General features: G+C 53.7%; 13 protein-coding genes. 6 read left to right on the top strand and 7 right to left on the bottom strand.

Translation table 11 applies throughout. The features are described 5' to 3' along the window. Positions 1-8 precede the first annotated feature (8 nt). The 5 genes from IEY39_RS16130 to IEY39_RS16110 all read right to left on the bottom strand — a co-directional run bounded on the left by IEY39_RS16130 (position 9) and on the right by IEY39_RS16110 (position 8825). Positions 9-818, bottom strand: coding sequence for a chitinase (locus IEY39_RS16130; protein WP_188933363.1), 810 nt, complete (start codon positions 816-818; stop codon positions 9-11). Positions 819-840: 22 nt separating this feature from the next. Next, complete coding sequence (locus IEY39_RS16125; protein WP_188933361.1) at positions 841-2469, bottom strand: DEAD/DEAH box helicase; 1629 nt, start codon at positions 2467-2469, stop codon at positions 841-843. 497 nt (positions 2470-2966) lie between these two features. Next, positions 2967-3188, bottom strand: a complete 222-nt coding sequence (locus IEY39_RS16120; RefSeq protein ID WP_188933359.1) for an HTH domain-containing protein — start codon at positions 3186-3188, stop codon at positions 2967-2969. A 174-nt stretch (positions 3189-3362) separates the two neighbouring features. After that, the gene (locus tag IEY39_RS16115) at positions 3363-6866 is read right to left on the bottom strand and encodes a trifunctional glycoside hydrolase family 18/polysaccharide deacetylase/glycosyltransferase family 2 protein (protein ID WP_188933357.1); all 3504 of its coding nucleotides are present in this window, start codon (positions 6864-6866) and stop codon (positions 3363-3365) included. A 96-nt stretch (positions 6867-6962) separates the two neighbouring features. After that, the gene (locus IEY39_RS16110; RefSeq protein WP_188933355.1) at positions 6963-8825 is read right to left on the bottom strand and encodes a DNA polymerase III subunit gamma/tau; all 1863 of its coding nucleotides are present in this window, start codon (positions 8823-8825) and stop codon (positions 6963-6965) included. A 231-nt stretch (positions 8826-9056) separates the two neighbouring features. Here IEY39_RS16110 and IEY39_RS16105 point away from each other — a divergent pair, with 231 nt between their 5' ends. The 4 genes from IEY39_RS16105 to IEY39_RS16090 all read left to right on the top strand — a co-directional run bounded on the left by IEY39_RS16105 (position 9057) and on the right by IEY39_RS16090 (position 15396). After that, complete coding sequence (locus tag IEY39_RS16105; protein ID WP_188933353.1) at positions 9057-9704, top strand: TetR/AcrR family transcriptional regulator; 648 nt, start codon at positions 9057-9059, stop codon at positions 9702-9704. A gap of 104 nt (positions 9705-9808) precedes the next feature. Next, positions 9809-11185 carry a TolC family protein gene (locus tag IEY39_RS16100; protein ID WP_188933351.1) on the top strand — a complete coding sequence of 459 codons (1377 nt, stop codon included), beginning with the start codon at positions 9809-9811 and terminating at the stop codon, positions 11183-11185. Positions 11186-11208: 23 nt separating this feature from the next. Continuing rightward, on the top strand, positions 11209-12294 hold the full coding sequence (locus tag IEY39_RS16095; RefSeq protein ID WP_188933349.1) for an efflux RND transporter periplasmic adaptor subunit: 1086 nt from the start codon (positions 11209-11211) through the stop codon (positions 12292-12294). A gap of 9 nt (positions 12295-12303) precedes the next feature. After that, positions 12304-15396, top strand: a complete 3093-nt coding sequence (locus IEY39_RS16090; protein WP_188933348.1) for an efflux RND transporter permease subunit — start codon at positions 12304-12306, stop codon at positions 15394-15396. Positions 15397-15443: 47 nt separating this feature from the next. On the opposite strand, the gene IEY39_RS16085 is transcribed toward IEY39_RS16090, so the two are convergent. Beyond that, positions 15444-16613 (bottom strand): hypothetical protein, encoded by a 1170-nt coding sequence (locus tag IEY39_RS16085; RefSeq protein WP_188933347.1) that lies wholly within the window; start codon positions 16611-16613, stop codon positions 15444-15446. Between the two features lie 81 nt (positions 16614-16694). On the opposite strand from IEY39_RS16085, the gene atpD reads away from it, so the two are divergent. Together atpD and atpC are read left to right on the top strand one after the other, a co-directional pair. Continuing rightward, entirely contained in the window at positions 16695-18194 is a 1500-nt protein-coding gene (atpD, locus tag IEY39_RS16080; RefSeq protein ID WP_188933346.1) for a F0F1 ATP synthase subunit beta, read from the top strand. 16 nt (positions 18195-18210) lie between these two features. Beyond that, positions 18211-18477, top strand: a complete 267-nt coding sequence (atpC, locus tag IEY39_RS16075) for an ATP synthase F1 subunit epsilon (protein WP_188933344.1) — start codon at positions 18211-18213, stop codon at positions 18475-18477. Between the two features lie 63 nt (positions 18478-18540). Here the strand turns inward: atpC and IEY39_RS16070 are convergent, their stop codons facing one another. Beyond that, complete coding sequence (locus tag IEY39_RS16070) at positions 18541-19095, bottom strand: YqgE/AlgH family protein (RefSeq protein ID WP_188933342.1); 555 nt, start codon at positions 19093-19095, stop codon at positions 18541-18543. Positions 19096-19157 lie beyond the last annotated feature (62 nt).

Below are 19157 nucleotides of genomic sequence, written 5' to 3'. Positions count from 1 at the left end.
TCGAATATTTAATAAGGCGCCATACCGGCGCAATCACAATCAGGCTCGGTCGTCGTTCCGAGCAATGCCGCAAAGCGACGGTAATAACCGATCCGGTCGTCCCGGTTACCTTTTATTTCCGGGTCCTGGCTCTTACACTCTACGCCGCCATTGATGATGTTGATCGTCATTCCAAAGCCAGGTTTCCGTCCCAGCCGAAGGTCGTCCGCACCTGGTGTCCATTTGCCACAGATGACCTCGTGGCACGAGGGCTTTGGCTTCTGCGCTTTCATCCAGAACCACAAGGCCGCCCGGAAAGCGATGACCCCATCCTGACTCACCAGTTCGGGATGTGCGAGCAGCGGAAGGTCCATCTCGGCGCCGGCTAACCCATAGTTATAGGCGTAACTCAGCTGTAAAGGTCCCCGGCCATGATACGATTTGCCGGGCGCCGGCTGGTAAGGGCTCGTGCCGGCCGTGTTGTATACGGTGCAATGACCATCGCTGCAACTCAGCTCTTCGGTGTAATAAAGTCCCCAGGCGTATGTTCCACCCTTTGCCCCGGGTCCGCCATTGGTAGTCTCATGGGCAGCATGCGCAAAAAAAGCGGCCAATTCCCGTTTACGCGTTTGCGGAGTACCTTCTCCGGCGAATAAAGGGAAATTAGCCGCTGCTTTTATAAAAGCCTCGTAACTATAAAGGGGATGGTGATGCGGAAACGCCCGTTCATACTGCTGGCGTGACAACAAGGCCTCGACGCCGGCAGGCTTCACCGGTTGCGGTAAAGACACCGACCCCGGAGCGATCAAGACTGCCAACAGAAGAAAAGGGATAAGCATGCCGTTCAAAACTAGGCAAAATCTACCATTTTTCGTCGCCCGCGCTTTGGTTGACCTTAACCGAAAAGACCGGTTCTTCCGACGGCGCTTTTGCCTCCCGCTTTACTTCGGGTGTGGGGTTTCTTTTCTCCAACGGTGCTGCTCCGCCTTGCTGGTTGTCCTTCCGTGGTTCGGGCCGCCGGTCACGGGATGGTTCAACACTACCAGCTTCCTGCACGGGCTGCTGTTCCCGCTTTGGCGGACGACCGTGCTGCTGGCCATTATTCTGCCGCCCTTCGCGCTGGATGGCTCCATTGCCTGTCTGCTGACCAGCCTGGCCTCCGCCCGCGGGATTCCTCCGCTGATTGCTCTGCTGTTGCAGACCCCTTCTGCGTTGGTCGTCCCTCTTGCCTATGCCGCCGTTATTTCTTCCGGCATCACCGCCGTTGTTATTGCGGTTGGCTTCCGGCCGTGCAATGACGGCTGCTGCCGCCGGGGGAGGGGAGGCCTGAGAAATGCCCATCACATGCGGATGATTATCCACCACCGGGATCTGGCGGGCTATCAGCTTCTGAATATCCCGCAGGAATTCCTTCTCTTCCCCGTCGCAAAAGGACAAGGCAGTGCCGCTGGCTCCCGCCCTACCGGTGCGGCCTATGCGGTGAACATAGGTCTCCGGCACATTGGGCAGCTCGAAGTTGATGACATGCGTCAGGTCGTCGATGTCGATGCCCCGGGCCGCGATGTCCGTGGCTACCAGTATACGTGTATGCCTGTTCTTGAAGTTGACCAGCGCCCGCTGCCGTGCATTCTGCGACTTATTGCCATGGATAGCCTCGGCCCGGATGCCCGCCCGCGTCAGCCCCTGTGCAACCTTGTCCGCACCATGCTTGGTCCGTGTAAAGACCAGCGCCGTGGGGATAGCTTTATCTTTCAGGATGTGCAACAGCAAGCTGCGCTTGTCTTTCTTTTCCACGAAATAGATCGATTGTTGGATGGTCTCTGCCGTGGAAGACACCGGCGTGACCTCCACTTTGGACGGATTGACCAGGATAGTGGCGGCCAGTTTTTGGATCTCCGGCGGCATCGTGGCCGAAAAGAACAAGGAATGCTTCTTTTGGGGAAGGCGGGTCAGTATCTTCCTGACGTCGTTGATAAAGCCCATGTCCAGCATCCGGTCTGCCTCATCCAGGACGAAATATTTGATGTCCTTGAGGTGTAACAGCTTTTGGTCGCACAGATCGAGCAGCCTGCCCGGCGTGGCTACGAGGATGTCTACTCCCCGTTGCAGCGCCTGGACCTGGGGATGTTGCGGCACTCCGCCGAAGATGACGGTGTGTTTGATACCCGTATATCTGCCATAGGCGGCAAAGCTCTCGTCTATCTGGATCGCTAATTCACGAGTGGGTGTAAGGATCAAAGCCTTGACAGGACGCGGGCCACCAGGACGCGTGTTTTCGGTTACTCCCGCTGCATCTTCACACAGCAGCTGAAGCATGGGAAGGGCGAATGCCGCCGTCTTACCCGTGCCTGTCTGGGCGCAGCCCAGCAGGTCTTTTCGTTCAAGGATTACAGGTATAGCCTGTTGTTGGATAGGTGTGGGTGTAGTGTACCCCTCATCGTTCAATGCCTTTAACAAAGGCTCAATGAGGTTGAGTTGTTGAAATGACAAAATAGTTCCATTTAAATTGAAAAAAGCCCATCTACTCATCAATATCCTTCAGGAGTATGTACAGAAGGTTGTCACGAAAGTGATTAGAAAGGAATATAACGGGTGCAAAAATAGACAATTTGGTCCGAATGGCCAATTGCGCGGCTTTCCCCCGCCCTGCTGGGGGGAGGTTCTACTTTGCAAAGGGGGAAATATAATTGATAATCAATATATTATAGTCTGAAAAATCCAATGTGAAGAAATTTTAAAAATTTTTGCGGTCTTTTTAATCCGCAATTGGGATTTTTTACTATATTTGTTTCATCAACGGTTGACACAGATCAGCCGCCTCTGGTTAAGGGTCTATAAAATTTTTCTAACAGTTAAAGTTTGGTTGGAACAGCAAGGACACAGTTCTTGAGAGCCGTCCGTGTCTACGGGTGACTCGAAAGGATAAGGTTTAAAGGGCCGCCTCATGTCTATGAGGCGGCTTTTTCTTTGATCCTGACCGTCTTACCTTATTGGAAGCTGATATGAAATTGTCCCTCGATCTCATAATAATAGGAGTGGTCTTGCCGGGAGAACCGGATGGGGGCGCCCAACTCTTTCAATACTTTCAGGTACTCATAAAGGCTTCGTTCGGAGATGCCCATCTTCCGGGCAAATTCGGGCGGAGAACCCGTTCCTTTCAAACGGATAAATTGGTCTAGTCTTAGCAGAAGGTTAAGGTAATGCTTCATAAAAGGTATTTTAATAGCTACTACCTCAGAAGCATTAACCGGATATAGTCTTGATTAAACCTTTTTAAAAATACGGGATAGTCTTCGAATTACATCTTGTAAAGGCAAAATAATGTAGGCCACGTACATGCAAACCCTCATCAGCCATTATAGAAATTTATCTAACCGGGACGGTCATACTACTTTTACGTTGCCGGTACGTTTCAACACTCCCCAGTGTTGCAACTCTCCTTTCAGCGCCCTGCGTACGGCCCTGAACAACACCAGCCAGGTGAGCCAGCGCCAGATCAGCCGCTGAGGGATGAGCCAGATCAACCTGGTAAGATTCTCCCGCTCAAATGAGAAGGCCAGCAAGGCCACAGCAAGGTCAACAAGCATGAAAACAAGATAATAGCCCCCTATCTTCGACGCATTGCCCGTCAGCAGTCCCACGACCATAAAGAAATCGGCCAGGGGAATGAGAAAAGGAATGATATACTGGAAGATCAGGATATTTGGCAGCGCCGCCCAGCCAAGCCACCGGTATTTCCAATTCATCAGCGCATCCCTGTTCTTCCAAAAAGTCTGCATGACCCCATAGCTCCAGCGGAACCGCTGTTTAAAGAACTGTTTCAACGTCTCGGGCGCCTCCGTCATGGCGATGGAGCGGTTGTCATTCTCAATGACATAGCCGCAACGCAGGATACGGATGGTAAGATCACAATCCTCTGCCAGCGTATCGGTTGTGAATCCACCGGCATCCTCGATTGCCTTCTTCCGGAAGGCGCCGATGGCTCCGGGAACTACCGTAATCGCATTCAGATAAGAGAATGCCTTACGATCAAAATTCTGGCTGCTGATATATTCGATCGCCTGCCAGCGGGTGAGCAGGTTCACCTGGTTGCCCACCTTTACGTTGCCCGCAACCGCGCCCACCAGACCGGCATGCCCGCTCCTGCGGCCGGTGCGTTCCCCAAAATGCTCCATCAATAAGGATACCGCATTGGGTTTCAACTTTGTATCCGCGTCGATACAGATCACGAATTCTGCGTTGCTCCGGCTGATGCCATAGTTGAGCGCAGACGCCTTCCCACCATTGGGTTTGGTATAGACCTTTACGTTCGGATTGTCTGCAAAAGCCTCGCTCACCCGTTCGTAGGTCTGGTCCTTGCTGCCGTCATTGACAAAGATGATCTCAAAGTTGGGATAATCCCCCTTGAGCAGGCTTTCCACCGAGCCTACGGCATTGACTTCCTCATTATAGGCCGGCACGATGATGCTTACCAGTGGCGCCGACTGGCCATCCAACCTCCAGAAAGGCTGCAGCCCGTATTTCTTTTCCCGCAGATGCTCCTTGGTGGCGATGAAGGCGATGAACAGCACCCGGCTCACCGACAGGATCATGAATACGACAAAGGCTGAGAAGAGGATATGGCCGCCCCAGTACCCGATCTCCGCAAAATAATAATTCACCTGCAACAGATAGTAACCGCTACCCTTCGGCACCGGCGGCATCATCTCGTCCCTGGTCTTTCCCAGGATATCCGCCACTGTAGTGAATTTGAATCCTTTATGCTGGAAATATTCGATGATGCGCGGCAAGGCCACTACCGTCGCCTCCCGGCCTTCGCCGCCTGCATCGTGTAACAGGATAATATTGCCGCTGAGCCCGGCCTTGCTCATCTCTTGTTTGCGACGGATCGTCCGTTCGAAGATGCTGTCCGCAGTCGCCCCCGGCTCCCAGTCCAGCGGGTCGATGGATTCCCCGATGTCCAGGTAGTTCTTCTTCCGGGCGATGGCCACGGGTATCAGTTCTTCCCATTTCTCCGGCTCGAAATCTGCATTATAGGGCGCCCTGAACATAATGGTGCTTCGTCCGGTGATACATTCTATCAGCAGCCGCGTCGACTCCATCTCCAGGATGGCCCTTCGCGTACTCACCTTGGCGATGTTCGGGTGGGTAAACGTATGATTACCTATCTCATGCCCCTCCCTGAACTCCCTTTTGACGATGGGGATATTGTTCTCCGCATTGATGCCGACGACAAAAAAGGCCGCGGGAACATGGTACCGGCTGAGAATATCGAGGATCTTGGGCGTGTAGTCGGGGTCCGGACCGTCATCGAAGGTCAGCACCAGCTTCATGGAATCTTCCGTTCCATACTTGCGGGCGACGAACCGCGAGGGCAGGCTGTCATAGCTTTCCTCGCTGATCAGCATCTCGCCCGTATTCACTTCCGGCGTGATCCGGCCATTGGTAGGCGTCCCGATGATGTCCAACACTTCACCGCTGCCTTCATAGTCGACAAAATCCGCACTCGCCATCGCATCCACCTTGCTGAACTCCGAGAAGTTGAAATGCGCCACCGCCGACTTCTGCATGTCCTCATCGTAGAATTCCCACACTCGCGGGTCCTCATCTCCCAATCGCCAGATGGAAGTCCCCGCCAGTCCATACTCGGTGGCAAAACGCAGGGCGTTGAAGATCGTCGCGGCATCTGTAAACTGCACCTGGTGCCGGACATTATCCTCGTCGTCATAGCTGTAGTGCAGATTGTAGGAATCATTGTCGAAGTCGATGGTTGCCTCGTTGTCCTTTGCAGTGAATAAGGCTTGCTGATAGCTCACCGTCCTGCTCGACATCTCCTTGCCCAGCCGCCAGTCATAGCCATAGGCGGCAAGACAGAGGATAAGCTTTTGCTCCGGGATATATTTCACGGCAGCATCCACCGCTCCCTCTATCCATTTCTGATGCGCGATCGGACCCGGACCGGAGTTGTCTGAATACTGGTCATAAGCCATCAGGAATACATAGTCGTTGTATTTCGACAGCTGTCTGACATCATAATCTTCGTTGAAGGGGATCACGTCCTGGGTCACGAGCAGATGCCTGGCATGCAATTGCTCGTAGAGGTCTTTTTGAAACTCCACCAGTTTGTCATTGCTCTTCTCCTGCAGCTCTTCGAAGTCTACGTTGACCCCGATGAAATTATTCTTCACCAGGATATTGATCACATCATTGATCAGCCGCTGTTTCTTCACCGGGTCGTTGATGATGCGGTGCACTGCATCCCCACGGAACAATTCCTTATAGTTGTTGGAAAGGATGGGCAGGATCTTTACTCCCGATTTTTTCATTACTCCCCATGCCCTGGCATCGATATCCGTATAGACGGTATCCGCCGTCGGATCGATAAAGATCCATTCGGGGATCACTAAATTCATTTTGTCGATATACTGTTGCAGGGAAAGAAAGGATTGGGCGTCCCAATCCACATAGAAGGCCGCACGGATCCCGGTGGGGAATTTCGTAAAACTCCGGAAATTGGTATCCACCTTCTTCGAGCGCTGCTGTGCCATCCGCTCCGAATCTTTTTTCGACTGGCCGGGGAAGGCGCCGCCGTGGTAGGGAACTTTCTCGTTTATGTATTTCCGGAAACCGCCGTATTGTTCGATGAGGGTATTTTTGAACAGAAAGCTGTGGCTGGTGTCGAGGACTTTTTTGTAAAGCTGGCTTTGCTCTTTCATCCGGGGCAGGGCCGGCTTATAATCCCGGGAGATGGCAACATAGAAAATGACAATCCCCAACGCCAGGAAGAACAATAATATCCTCCCGCCCCATTTGAGACGCTGCCAGCGGCCTGGTGAATTCGTTTGGAAGATCTGGGTTGTCGAAGTTGGTGTAGCGTTGCCGTCCATAGATTATAAGTCAGTATTGGCAAAATTCCCGCCAATCGGGTGGATTATCCGTTGGAGTAAGCGTATTTAACAATTGATTTGCTGTATCCATACGCTTTAATAATCCAGCTCAAGCCTCAGCCGGTCTTTCAGCTCTTTTACGAGTGGATATTGTTCCACTATCTGTATGAACTGTTCCCGCTTGTTAAGCGGTCTGTCCGCAGGTTCCTCGTCGACGGCTTCCTTTTCCTCGATGATCACTGTGAAAGATATCGCTTTGTTCGCAAACGCTTTTTGCAGGTGGTCGGATAAGGTGCGTTTCTCCTGTTCGACAAATTTTTGTTCGAGGTTATTGTTGGTAACTACTTCAAAAGTATGAGCATCTGTTATCCGCAGCGTAGCCAGCTCCATGGATTGTACGGCGGGGTTGCGATTCTCCCGCAGATAGTCCGCATACTGTTGCCAGGCCTTGTGCAGCGCTTCCGGCTCCAGCGGCCGGCTGTTGCTGGCATCATCGTTTTGCTGCCGCGTGCTGAACTGCTGCCGGATACGGGACAGGGACCCCAGGGAAGCGGTGGCCGGGATGGTAGGCTGGGTAGGCTGCCCGGAGGAGGCTGGTTGGGCGGGTGGTGCTGTTGCCTTCTTCACCGGCTCGGGCGCCCCCTCTTCGACTATCAGCTTTGCGCCGCCTGCTGCTGCCGGTTCCGCGACGCGCTCTGCTGCCTGCTGCGCTCCTGCCGGCCCACGCTCTGCTGCCCGCTGCGCCGTTGGTGCAGCGACGGTCGCCTTCACAAGCTCCATCGCAGGGATATTGCGGAAAGACACCGGCTTTACGGCTTCAGGCTGTTTTTTTTTCCCGTTGGCATCCCCCGCTGTCACCTGCAAAGCCTGCGCCAGATAGCAGAGTTTGATCAGGGCGAGCTCCACATGCAGTCGCTTGTTGCGGGCGGATTTATAGTTGATCTCGGCCTCATTCAATACATTCAGCGTGCTCACCAGATAGGACGTATCCGCGCTCTGGCCGGCGGTGATATACCGGTCTCTGAAGCTTTCCACTACCTCCAGCAGGACGGCAACCTTCTCGTCCTTGCATACCAGCAGGTTTCGGACGAATTCGGCCAGCCCGTTGAGCACCAGGTCGCCTTCGAATCCTTTCCGGTTGATAGAATCATAAGTCAGCAGGGCATCCGATACATTCTGCTGCTGCATGGCGTCCAGGATGCGGAAATAATAGTCGGCATCGAGGATGTTCAGATGCTCCAGCGTATTCTGATAGGTCAATTCCCCGTTGGTGAAGCTGACGATCTTGTCCAGGATACTCAGCGCATCCCTCATACAGCCTTCGCTTTTCTGTGCGATCATCTGCAGGGCAGGTTTTTCGGCGGTGATATTTTCCTTTTTGCAGATGTCCTGTAAATGCTCTACCGTGTCGGCCGCCGTTATCCGCTTGAAATCGAAGATCTGGCAGCGGGACAGGATGGTGGGTAATATCTTGTGTTTCTCCGTTGTTGCGAGGATGAAAATGGCATAGGGCGGCGGCTCCTCCAATGTCTTCAGAAAGGCATTGAAGGCAGATGTGCTCAGCATGTGCACCTCATCGATGATATACACCTTGTATTTTCCGGCCTGGGGGGCGAAGCGCACCTGTTCGACCAGGGTCCGGATATCGTCCACGGAGTTGTTGCTGGCGGCATCCAGCTCATGGATGTTCAGGGAGGTGCCTTCGTTGAAGGTGACACAGGATTGGCAGGTATTACAGGCTTCGCCTTCCGGTGTGACGTTCTCGCAGTTGATCGTCTTGGCCAGGATACGGGCGCAGGTGGTCTTGCCGACGCCCCGCGGTCCACAGAACAGGAAAGCATGCGCTAACTGCCTGTTTTTGATGGCATTCTTCAAAGTCGTGGTAATATGAGCCTGCCCCACGACTGTCGAAAAATCCTGGGGCCTGTATTTTCTGGCCGAAACGATAAATTTATCCATTTAACATCATCACTCCTTTAGCAAACGTACAACTTCCCCGCCATTTTTCCATTTGCGGCCTGCGGCCCCGCAACCGCCGCCGTCTGCCATCATCCCACCCCTCAATTAACCTCCACTCGCCGGCGCAACCGCCTGCTACACCGACGATTTCCTTACCTTCGGAAAAATAAGCCAATAAAAATTTGGATTATTAACATTGTTAAGTAAATTTGTATCGTTAATATTTGGAACATGGGAATTCAGGAGCGAAAAGAGAAACAAAAGCAGGAGATCCGCAAACTGATCCTTGATGCCGCCATGAAATTGTTCGTGGAGGAAGGTTTTGACAATTTGACGATCCGCCGCATTGCGGATCTCATCGAGTACAGCCCTACTACTGTATACCTGTATTTTAAGGACAAAGATGAGATATTAGCCAGCCTGCATGAGCAGGGATTCCAGAAGATGCAGGAATTCAACCGCAATCTCATTGCCATCCAGAATCCTTTCCTCCGCCTGCATAAGATGGGTGAGAACTATATTCAGTTCGCAATGGAGCAACCGGAGTACTATAACCTGATGTTCATCGACCGGGAGCCCATGAAGAAAATGGCCGCAGAGAACTGTCTGGAATGGGCACCGGGCGACAGCGCACTCCAGACCTTGAAGGAAGTTGTCATTGAATGCATGGAGCAAGGCTATCTGGAAAAAGCGGAACCGCTGCTGGTGACCCTCTCCATCTGGAGCTTCGTCCACGGCCTGATGTCCCTGGTCATCCGCGAAAGATTGGAAAAATTTGTGCACCAGAAAGAGATGATCCTGCCCACTGTGAAGGCGAGTCTCAATTGGTTCATCAATAATATAGAGAGCAAAGACAAAAAGAAGCCCAACGGTCATTAATAACCGAAACCCGCCGTCTTTAAGCGACAGCCCGAAAGGGCCTTTTTTTAACACGCTTAGTGAACATTGTTAAGTTAATTTATATAACTAATAAAGTGAACGCCATGCCAAAACCATTCTTGCTCCTGTTGCTGGCGGCAACCATCGCCACACGAGCGTCCTCCCAGACTATCCTCGATGCCTATCTCCGCGTCGGCCTCGACAGCAATCTCGCCCTGCATCAACGCAACTTCGACCTTCAGCGGGCACAACTCGATCTCGATCGGGCCCGGACCCTCTTCTATCCCCAGGCCGGCATCAGCTCCCAATATACCCTGGCAAACGGCGGCCGTACCGTGCCGATACCCATCGGCGATCTGCTCAATAATGTCTATTCCACCCTGAATCAGCTCACCGCCAGCCGCAAGTTCCCCCAAGTGGCCAACCAGAACATCCAATTTCTCCCCAATGACTTCCAGGACACCAAAATGGAGGTCACCATGCCACTGTTCAACAGCGATCTGCTCCACAACCGGGAAGTGACGAGCGAGACGATCGTTGCCCGCCGCGCCGACCGCGATGTCTATCGTCGCGATCTCGTCCGGAGCATCCGCCAGGCCTACTATCAATACCTGCAAACCGGCAAGGCAGCCGAGATCTATGCCACGGCCCTGGTGCTGGTAAGGGAGAATCGCCGGGTCAGCGAGAAATTCGTAGAGAACAACATGGCCACCCGGGAGATCGTCCTGCGCAGCCAGGCCCAGGTGAGCCAGGTCGAGTCGCAGTACATCGCAGCGGAGAACGATCGCCGCAATGCCGCGGCCTACTTCAATTTCCTGCTAAACCGAAGCCTCGACACCCAGATCGTGACGGATTCCTCGCTCATGGCGGCGTCTGCAGCCCCTGACTCCGCTTCCGGCGCCCCGGGTCTTTCCCCCATCAAAACCAGCGACGGCATCGCCGGCCGCGAAGAGCTCGATCGCCTCAAGAGCTACCGCCGCATCCTGCAATCCAACCTGAAATGGGATCGTAACTATCTTCTCCCCAAGCTCAATGCCTTCTATGATATCGGCTACCAGGGCTATGGCTTTCATTTCAACAGCACGCAGTTCTACCAATTAGGCGGCCTCCAGCTGACCTGGACATTGTTCAAGGCGAATGACAACCGCTATAAGATCAGGCAGTCCCGCATCGACATGGACGCCATCGACGAACAATACCAGCAGCTGACCCTCGAATTGTCCCTGGAACAACAGACCGCCTTCAACAATTACCGCTCGGCCCAGGAAGCCCTCAACGCCCTGGCCGATGAGACCGGCAGCGCCCGCGAGGCGTACCGCCTGGTTGAAAAAAGATTTAAAGAAGGCCAGGCCCTGCAGGTCGATCTCATCGATGCCCGCACCCAGATGACCAATGCCGAGATCCGCTATTCCCTCGGCCGCCTCGCCGTACTCAACAGGGCTGCCGATCTCGAACGGGTCAACGCCGCCTACAAATTCTAAAAACTCATCCAAAAAATAACGTTATGAACACCCTTCTGCTCCATTATCTCCGCCTGCCCTTCGCAGCAATGATCATCGGGCTCGTTTTTTCCGGATGCGGAGAAAACAAAGCCGCCGTCACGCCGCCCGCCGACGTGCCTATTCCCGTCAAACTGCAGCCGGTGGTTACCGGTAACCAGGGCCGCATCCTCCAGTATTCGGGACTCATCGCCTCTAATTCCGAAGCTCGCCTCTCGTTCAAGATCGGCGGCATCATCTCCCGCATCTATGTAAAGGAAGGGGATCATGTCGTCGACGGTCAGCTGCTGGCCACGCTCGACCTCACCGAGATCGATGCGCAGGTATCACAGGCCACACAAAATGTAGAAAAAGCACAACGGGACGAACAGCGCATCAATAACCTCTACCGGGACACTGTCGCTTCCCTCGAACAGGTTCAGAACATGCACACCCAATCGACAGTGGCAAAAGACGCACTCAACATCGCCCGCTTCAACCGGCAGTATGCACAGATCCGCGCCACCAGCAGTGGCACGATCCTTCACAAGCTGATGAACGAAGGCGAATACGCTTCCGCGGGGACGGCCGTACTCGAATTCAACGGGGCCGATCAGGGTGACTGGGTGGTCCGATTCGGCGTGTCCGATAAGGACTGGGTCATCCTGCACAAGGGCGATAAGGCGAATGTCTCCATCGACGCCTATCCCGACCAGCGGTTCATCGGCCAGATCACCAAACTTGCCGAAGGCGCAGACGCCACCGGTGGAACCTATGCCGTTGAGGTCACCGTCACGGCCGCCGGCCGCAAGCTGGCCCCCGGGCTTTTCTGCACGCTGCAACTACAGCCGGCCGGCCGGCGAGCGTACACTTTTATCCCCGCATCGGCACTTGCCGAAGGCGACGGGTCCACCGGATATGTCTATACGGTCAACGCCGATAAACGTACCGTGAAAAAGCTACCCGTACATATCGCCTTTCTGCAGGATGACCTCATCGCTGTGAGCAGCGGGCTGGACAGCGTATCGGCGGTTATCGCTGATGGCGTAGGCTACCTGACGGAGCGATCGGTGGTAAAGCTGATCTCGAATCCTGATTCCCTCACCAAATAATCTACGGCCATGAGAATCACTGATTTTTCTGTTCGCAATTACCAGTTCACGCTCATCGTGTTCGTGATGCTGGCCCTCATCGGCGTCAGCGCCATGTTTAATATGCCCAGGGGTGAGGACCCGGATACCGAAGCGCCCACCTACTCGGCAATCATCATATATCCCGGCACCAGCCCCAAGGACATGGAAGAGCTGGTGGTCAATCCCATCGAAAAGCGCTTCAATGAGATGGATGATGTAAAGCGCATCCGCAGTACCATCGACGACGGCCTGGCGGTGGTACAGATCGAATTCAACTACGAGACCGATCCGGAAAAGAAATACCAGGACGTGATCCGCGAGCTCAATGCCGTCCGCGCCGATCTCCCCAGCGATCTCCTCAGCATCGACATCCAGCGTTTCCGGCCCTCCGATGTCAACATCCTGCAGGTGGCGCTAATGAGTGAAACGGCGCCCTATAAAGACTTGCAGGATTGGAGCAAAAAATTGAAAGACCGGCTGGAAAAGATCAAAACGCTGAAGAACGTCGACAACTGGGCGTTCCCGCAACAGCAGGTGCGAGTAGCGCTCAACCTGGAAAAGCTGGCCCAGAACAAGATCGCCCTCAACACCGTCCTGCAGGCCATCCAGGGGGAGAACGTGAACATCCCGGGCGGCAGCGTCGATATGGGGTCGCGTAAGTTCAACATCAAGACAACCGGCGACTATAAGTCTGTCGACCAGATAAAGAATACTATCGTCAGCGGTACCGGCGGGAAGATCATCTATGTAAAGGATATCGCCGATGTGGAGTTCAACTACGAAGAACAGAGCTATATCGGCCGGCTCAACGGGAAAAGGGCCGTCTTCGTCACGGCGAGCCGCAAGTCGGGCACCAACATCTTCGCCATCGAGAAGGAAATGGATCCCGTACTGGATAAGTTCAAGTCGGAGCTGCCGCCCAACATCGTCTATAACAAAAGCTTTAACAATGCCGAAAGCGTTCATACGCGGCTGGGCCATTTCACACGGGACTTTGCCATTGCCATCTTCCTGGTGCTGCTGACCCTGCTACCCCTGGGCCCCCGGGCTTCCATCGTAGTGATGATCTCTATTCCCTTGTCGCTGCTCATCGGCCTCGCGTTGCTCAACCTTTTCCATTTTACGATCAACCAATTAAGCATTGTGGGGATGGTGGTGGCCCTCGGGTTGCTGGTAGATGACAGCATCGTGGTGGTGGAGAACATCGAGCGCTATCTTCGATTGGGCTATTCGCGAAAAGAGGCGGCCATGGCCGCGACAAAGCAGATCGGTCTGGCGGTTCTCGGCTGTACGGCCACGTTGATCTTTGCCTTCCTGCCGCTGATGTTCCTGCCCGAAGCGGCCGGGGATTTCATCCGGAGCCTGCCGGCGGCCGTCGTGACCACCGTGTTGGCCTCCCTGTTCGTGTCCCTGACGATCGTGCCCTTCCTCTCCAGCCGCATCCTCTCCGCGCATGAGCATCCCGAAGGCAATCTCTTCCTCCGCGGGTTGCGTCGCCTCATCAGTGGCTCCTATCGCCGCGTGTTGCACGGCGCCATCCGCCGGCCTGTGCTTACCCTGCTGGTGGCCCTGGCTATCTTTGTAGGTTGTTTGGCCCTTATTCCCCGTGTAGGCTTTAGCGTCTTCCCCGCCTCGGAGAAACCGATGTTCCTCATCAATATCCAGACCCCGCTCGGTACCAGCCTCACCGCCACCGACACCGTGGCCCGCTGGGTGGAGAAGCACATCGAACATCTTCCCGATCTGAAGAACTATGCTACCAACGTAGGCCGCGGTAATCCCCGCATCTATTACAATGTCATCCCCCAGAACGAAGTGAGCAACTATGCCCAGGTCTTTGTCCAGTTGAACGAGACCCCTTCCATCCGGAAAAGACAGCTGATCGACAGCCTGCGGACGCAGTTCAAGGACTATCCCGGGGCGAAGATCGAGGTGAAGGATTTCGAACAGGGGCCACCGATAGAGGCACCCATCGCGATCCGGCTCTTCTCCGAAGACCTCGACACCTTGCGCAGCCTGGCTTTCCGCGTCGAAGATCTGTTGAAGCGGACGGATGGCACCATCTATGTCAACAACGACCTGACGACGCTGAAAACGGATATCAAAGTCAATGTCAATAAGGAGAAGGCCGGACTGCTCGGCGTGCCTATCAACTCCATCGATCGGACGGTGCGGCTGGCCATTGCCGGGCTGGACGTCGGCAAGTTCAGGAAGGACGACGACAAGGACAACGATTACAACATCAATGTCTGCCTGCCCCGGGGCCGGTACCAGACGCTCGATGCGCTGAACAAGGTCTATGTCGACTCTTACAGCGGGTCTTCCGTGCCGCTTAGCGATCTGGCGGGTATCCAATTCCAGACCTCGCCCACCAGCATCAACCACTATGACAAAGACCGGTATACCACCGTCACCGCCTTTGTCCGCAGCGGCTACAATACCACCCGGCTGACGGAAGGCATCCTGAAGAAGCTGGATACGCTTCATTTCCCGGCCGGGGCCAGCTACAAAGCGGCGGGTGAGGTTGAAAGTAAGGAACAAAGCTTTGGCGGTCTAGGACCCATTATCCTGATCACTATTTTCGGTATTCTGGGTATCCTGATCCTTGAGTTTAAGACCTTCCGCGGCACCCTTATTGTCCTTTCCGTCGTTCCCCTTGGTATCATCGGTGCGGTGCTGATGCTATGGGCTACCGGCAACACCTTCTCCTTTGTGGCCGTCATCGGCATCATTGCCCTCGTTGGCATTGAAGTGAAGAACTCCATCCTGTTGGTTGATTATACCGATCAATTACGCAAAGGCGGCATGGGGCTCGACGACGCGATCCAGGAAGCCGGTGAGACCCGCTTCGTCCCCATCATCCTTACCACCCTCACCGCTATCGGCGGTCTTATTCCGCTGGTGGCTGAGAACAATCCCCTGTATTCACCGCTTGCCCTTGTCATCATCGGTGGTTTGCTCAGCTCGACCATCCTCACCCGCATCGTGACACCCGTGCTGTACAAACTGTTGGCCCCGCGGATCAACCCGGACTCCGGGCCAGCGTCGCCGGCCCCCGAGCCCGTACTGGCGATGGCTTAACCTCCAACGGCAACATAAAAAGGCCGGCGTCAGCCGGCCTTAATTTTTTACACCCCCACCATCGGATGCCGCTTGAATTCCTTGCCCCGATCGAACAGATACCGATAGGTCGTCAGCTTCCGGCTGACATATGTCTCGCCGAGCGACTTCGCCACATTGATCATCTTGGGGTTGAAATCCCCTATCCATTGCATCTCGTAATGGACATAGAATTTTGCGGGCTGAACGGCTTCCGCCATTTTTTGGATGATATACGCATCCACTCCCTTTTGCTGGAATTCGGGGATCAGCGCGAAGATGATCCCGGTAAAATGGCGGCAAGCGCCGCGGCTCCGAAGCCAGAGGAATTGTAGCTTTTGCAGCAACCCCAGCTTCCCATTGAAATGCTTATAGTACTGGTTCAATTCGGGGATATTGAGAAAGAGGGCGATGGGCCGCTCCCCATAATAGGCAAACCAGGCAATTTTTTCGTCTAACAGGGGCTTCATCCGCTTGAACAGCTGCAAAGCCTGGTCCTTTTTCATCTCCTTCAACCCGCCATGACCGGCATAAGACGCATTATAGACCTCAACGAAGTCCATGGCGTACTTTTCGAGCTTCTTTTTTTCAATGTTATGGGCGTTGTAGAGGGGATCCGCGGCAAGAGCATCGTGCCGCTGCGCGATCTTTGCGCTAAGAGGCTTCAAGGGGTCGAGGCCAAAACACAACTGGTGGAAGAAGGGCTTAAAGCCATAATTCTCCAACAACTCCTTATAATATGGAGGGTTGAAGTTCATCGACCACAAAGGCTCGTGAAAACCCTCCACCAGCAGCCCCCACCACTTATCCCGTTCACCAAAATTGATAGGGCCATCCATCGCCTCCATCCCCCGCTGACCCAGCCAGTGTTTGGCCACATCCAGCAGTATATCTGCAGCCTCCTGATTATCAATGCAATCAAAGAAACCAACCCCGCCAACTGGCACGTCATCACCCTTGTTTTTGTACTTTTTGTTTACGAAGGCAGCGATGCGGCCGATCAGCCGGCCGCCATCATCCTTCAATATCCAACGGGTCGCTTCCCCATGGCGGAAGGCCTTGTTGTAGTTTTTGTCAAATACTTCATTGATTTCCTTGTCAATAGGGCGAATATAACCCGGAACATTCCGGTTGAGTTCTACATTCGCTTGGATGAATTCCTTTGCCGTGTCTGAATTGGTGACTTCTATCAGTTGCATAGCCGAACAGTAAAACAAATATAGGTCTTTTTACTTTCCCCCCGTCCCCTTACCTTTGCGGCAAAATTGATTAAATAGTATATGGCAAGTAACGGTAAGATCAAACAAATCATCGGTGCGGTGATCGATGTGCAGTTTGAAGGCAAGCTCCCCGAGATCTATAATGCACTGGAATTGAAAAAGTCCAATGGTGAAACCCTCGTTCTGGAAGTCCAGCAGCATCTGGGAGAAGACAGCGTCCGCTGCATAGCCATGGACGGTACCGAAGGGCTTGTCCGCGGACTCGATGTTACCGATACCGGCAACGCCATTGCTATGCCTACCGGCGAAGGGATCAAAGGCCGCCTGTTCAACGTAACGGGTGACCCCATCGACGGATTGCCCGCCGTTTCCAAAGTCGGCGGCCGCCCCATCCACGCCAATCCCCCCGCCTTCGAAAACCTGAGCACCAGCACCGAAGTGCTGTTTACCGGTATCAAGGTGATCGATCTCATCGAACCCTATGCAAAGGGCGGTAAGATCGGTCTGTTTGGTGGTGCGGGTGTAGGAAAGACCGTGCTTATCCAGGAGTTGATCAATAATATTGCAAAAGCCTATTCCGGTCTCTCTGTTTTTGCCGGCGTGGGTGAGCGCACCCGTGAGGGTAACGACCTCATGCGCGAAATGATCGAAGCCGGTATCATGAAATACGGTGAAGAGTTCAAACATAGCATGGAACATGGCGGGTGGGATCTGAACAAGGTCAACATGCACGAGCTGGCTGAATCCAAAGCCACCTTCGTATTCGGTCAGATGAACGAACCCCCTGGCGCCCGCGCCCGTGTGGCCCTCAGCGGTCTTACCATCGCGGAATATTATCGTGACGGCGACGGCAAAGGCCAGGGTCGGGACATCCTCTTCTTCGTCGACAATATCTTCCGTTTCACTCAGGCCGGTTCTGAAGTATCCGCACTGTTGGGTCGTATGCCCTCCGCCGTAGGATACCAGCCCACCCTTGCAACGGAAATGGGTCTTATGCAGGAAAGGATCACTTCTACAAAGAATGGTTCCATCACTTCCGTACAGGCCGTCTACGTGCCTGCGGATGACCTGACCGACCCGGCTCCCGCTACTACTTTCGCTCACCTGGATGCTACCACCGTATTGAGCCGTAAGATCGCCGACCTCGGTATCTATCCTGCGGTTGATCCCCTGGATTCCACTTCCCGTATCCTGACGCCCAAGATCGTCGGCGACGCCCATTACAATTGCGCCAACCGCGTAAAGCTTATCCTTCAGCGTTATAAGGAACTGCAGGATATCATCGCCATCCTCGGTCTGGACGAACTGAGCGACGAAGATAAAATGACCGTTGCCCGCGCGCGTAAGGTACAGCGTTTCCTGTCCCAGCCCTTCCACGTGGCAGAACAGTTCACCGGCTTGAAAGGGGTGCTCGTTCCCATCGACGAGACCATCCGCGGATTCAACATGATCATGGACGGGGAAGTAGACGAATATCCCGAAGCAGCTTTCAACCTGGTAGGGAATATCGACGACGCTATCGAAAAAGGTAAGAAATTACTGGCCCAGGCTCGGGGTTAAATTCTAAATACTACTAATGAACCTGGAAATATTAACACCTGAGAAAAAGTTGTTCAGTGCCGATGTGTACGGTGTGCAACTGCCCGGAGTCGACGGCCTTTTCGAAGTATTGGACCGTCACGCACCCCTGGTGAGTGCCCTGAAAGCCGGCCAGGTAAAGGTCCTGAAAGATAAAAGCAATCACCTTGCATTCTTCACGATCCAAAGCGGATTCGTGGAGGTAATTCACAATAAGGCTACAGTATTGGTTGAAGGCGCAGTACCTGTTGAAGGCAAATCGTAAGTCCTTCCCCGACGGAACGAAATGTTAGTTTTAAGACCCCGGCTTCTGCCGGGGTCTCTGCTTTTAATTCAATTGCGGATCGATAGGGAAATTCACCATCATCTCATACTCGCCGCCGAGATGGCGAAGCGCATCCTTCCAAATCTCGGAAGGTTTTTTATGAAAGACCAATGGCCGGCTGGCCGGTACCGTTAACCAGGATTTTTCTTTTAGCTCATCGGCGAGTTGCCCGCTTCCCCAGCCGGAATAGCCGATGTAAAACCGGATCTTTCCCATGTCGATCTCTCCATTCCTGATGAGATCGATCGCCGTTTCAAAGCTTCCGCCCCAAAAAACGCCGTCGATGATCTCGTATCCACCGGCAATTTTATCCGGGTATTGATGAAGGAAATGAATGGTGTCCATCTGTACGGGCCCGCCAAGATACACCGGTATCTTCTTCAGGTCGTCCAGCCCGCTTACCAGCTCGTCGAGCGTATATTCGTAGTTCTTGTTCAGTACAAATCCAAAGCTGCCTTCATCCTGGTGCTCACATAGAAACACGACCGTACGCATGAAATTTGGGTCTTTCAAAAAGGGATCAGCGATCAATAATATGCCTGGTGCCGGGCTCTCCATACTATCTAAATTAAGTATTCCTGTGGGATATCAAAATGCCCCCAAAAAAAAATGGATCTTTT

This window comes from Puia dinghuensis, assembly GCF_014642875.1.
Classification (GTDB): Bacteria; Bacteroidota; Bacteroidia; order Chitinophagales; family Chitinophagaceae; genus Puia; species Puia dinghuensis.
Note: the sequence above shows the minus strand (reverse complement) of the source record. Positions and strands in the feature narration are given on the sequence as shown.

Coding starts and splice junctions, on each gene's coding strand:
- IEY39_RS16130 (WP_188933363.1), bottom strand. CDS start 818: ATGCTTATCCCTTTTCTTCTGTTGGCAGTCTTGATCGCTCCGGGGTCG.
- IEY39_RS16120 (WP_188933359.1), bottom strand. CDS start 3,188: ATGAAGCATTACCTTAACCTTCTGCTAAGACTAGACCAATTTATCCGT.
- IEY39_RS16115 (WP_188933357.1), bottom strand. CDS start 6,866: ATGGACGGCAACGCTACACCAACTTCGACAACCCAGATCTTCCAAACG.
- IEY39_RS16110 (WP_188933355.1), bottom strand. CDS start 8,825: ATGGATAAATTTATCGTTTCGGCCAGAAAATACAGGCCCCAGGATTTT.
- IEY39_RS16105 (WP_188933353.1), top strand. CDS start 9,057: ATGGGAATTCAGGAGCGAAAAGAGAAACAAAAGCAGGAGATCCGCAAA.
- IEY39_RS16100 (WP_188933351.1), top strand. CDS start 9,809: ATGCCAAAACCATTCTTGCTCCTGTTGCTGGCGGCAACCATCGCCACA.
- IEY39_RS16095 (WP_188933349.1), top strand. CDS start 11,209: ATGAACACCCTTCTGCTCCATTATCTCCGCCTGCCCTTCGCAGCAATG.
- IEY39_RS16090 (WP_188933348.1), top strand. CDS start 12,304: ATGAGAATCACTGATTTTTCTGTTCGCAATTACCAGTTCACGCTCATC.
- IEY39_RS16085 (WP_188933347.1), bottom strand. CDS start 16,613: ATGCAACTGATAGAAGTCACCAATTCAGACACGGCAAAGGAATTCATC.
- atpD (WP_188933346.1), top strand. CDS start 16,695: ATGGCAAGTAACGGTAAGATCAAACAAATCATCGGTGCGGTGATCGAT.
- atpC (WP_188933344.1), top strand. CDS start 18,211: ATGAACCTGGAAATATTAACACCTGAGAAAAAGTTGTTCAGTGCCGAT.
- IEY39_RS16070 (WP_188933342.1), bottom strand. CDS start 19,095: ATGGAGAGCCCGGCACCAGGCATATTATTGATCGCTGATCCCTTTTTG.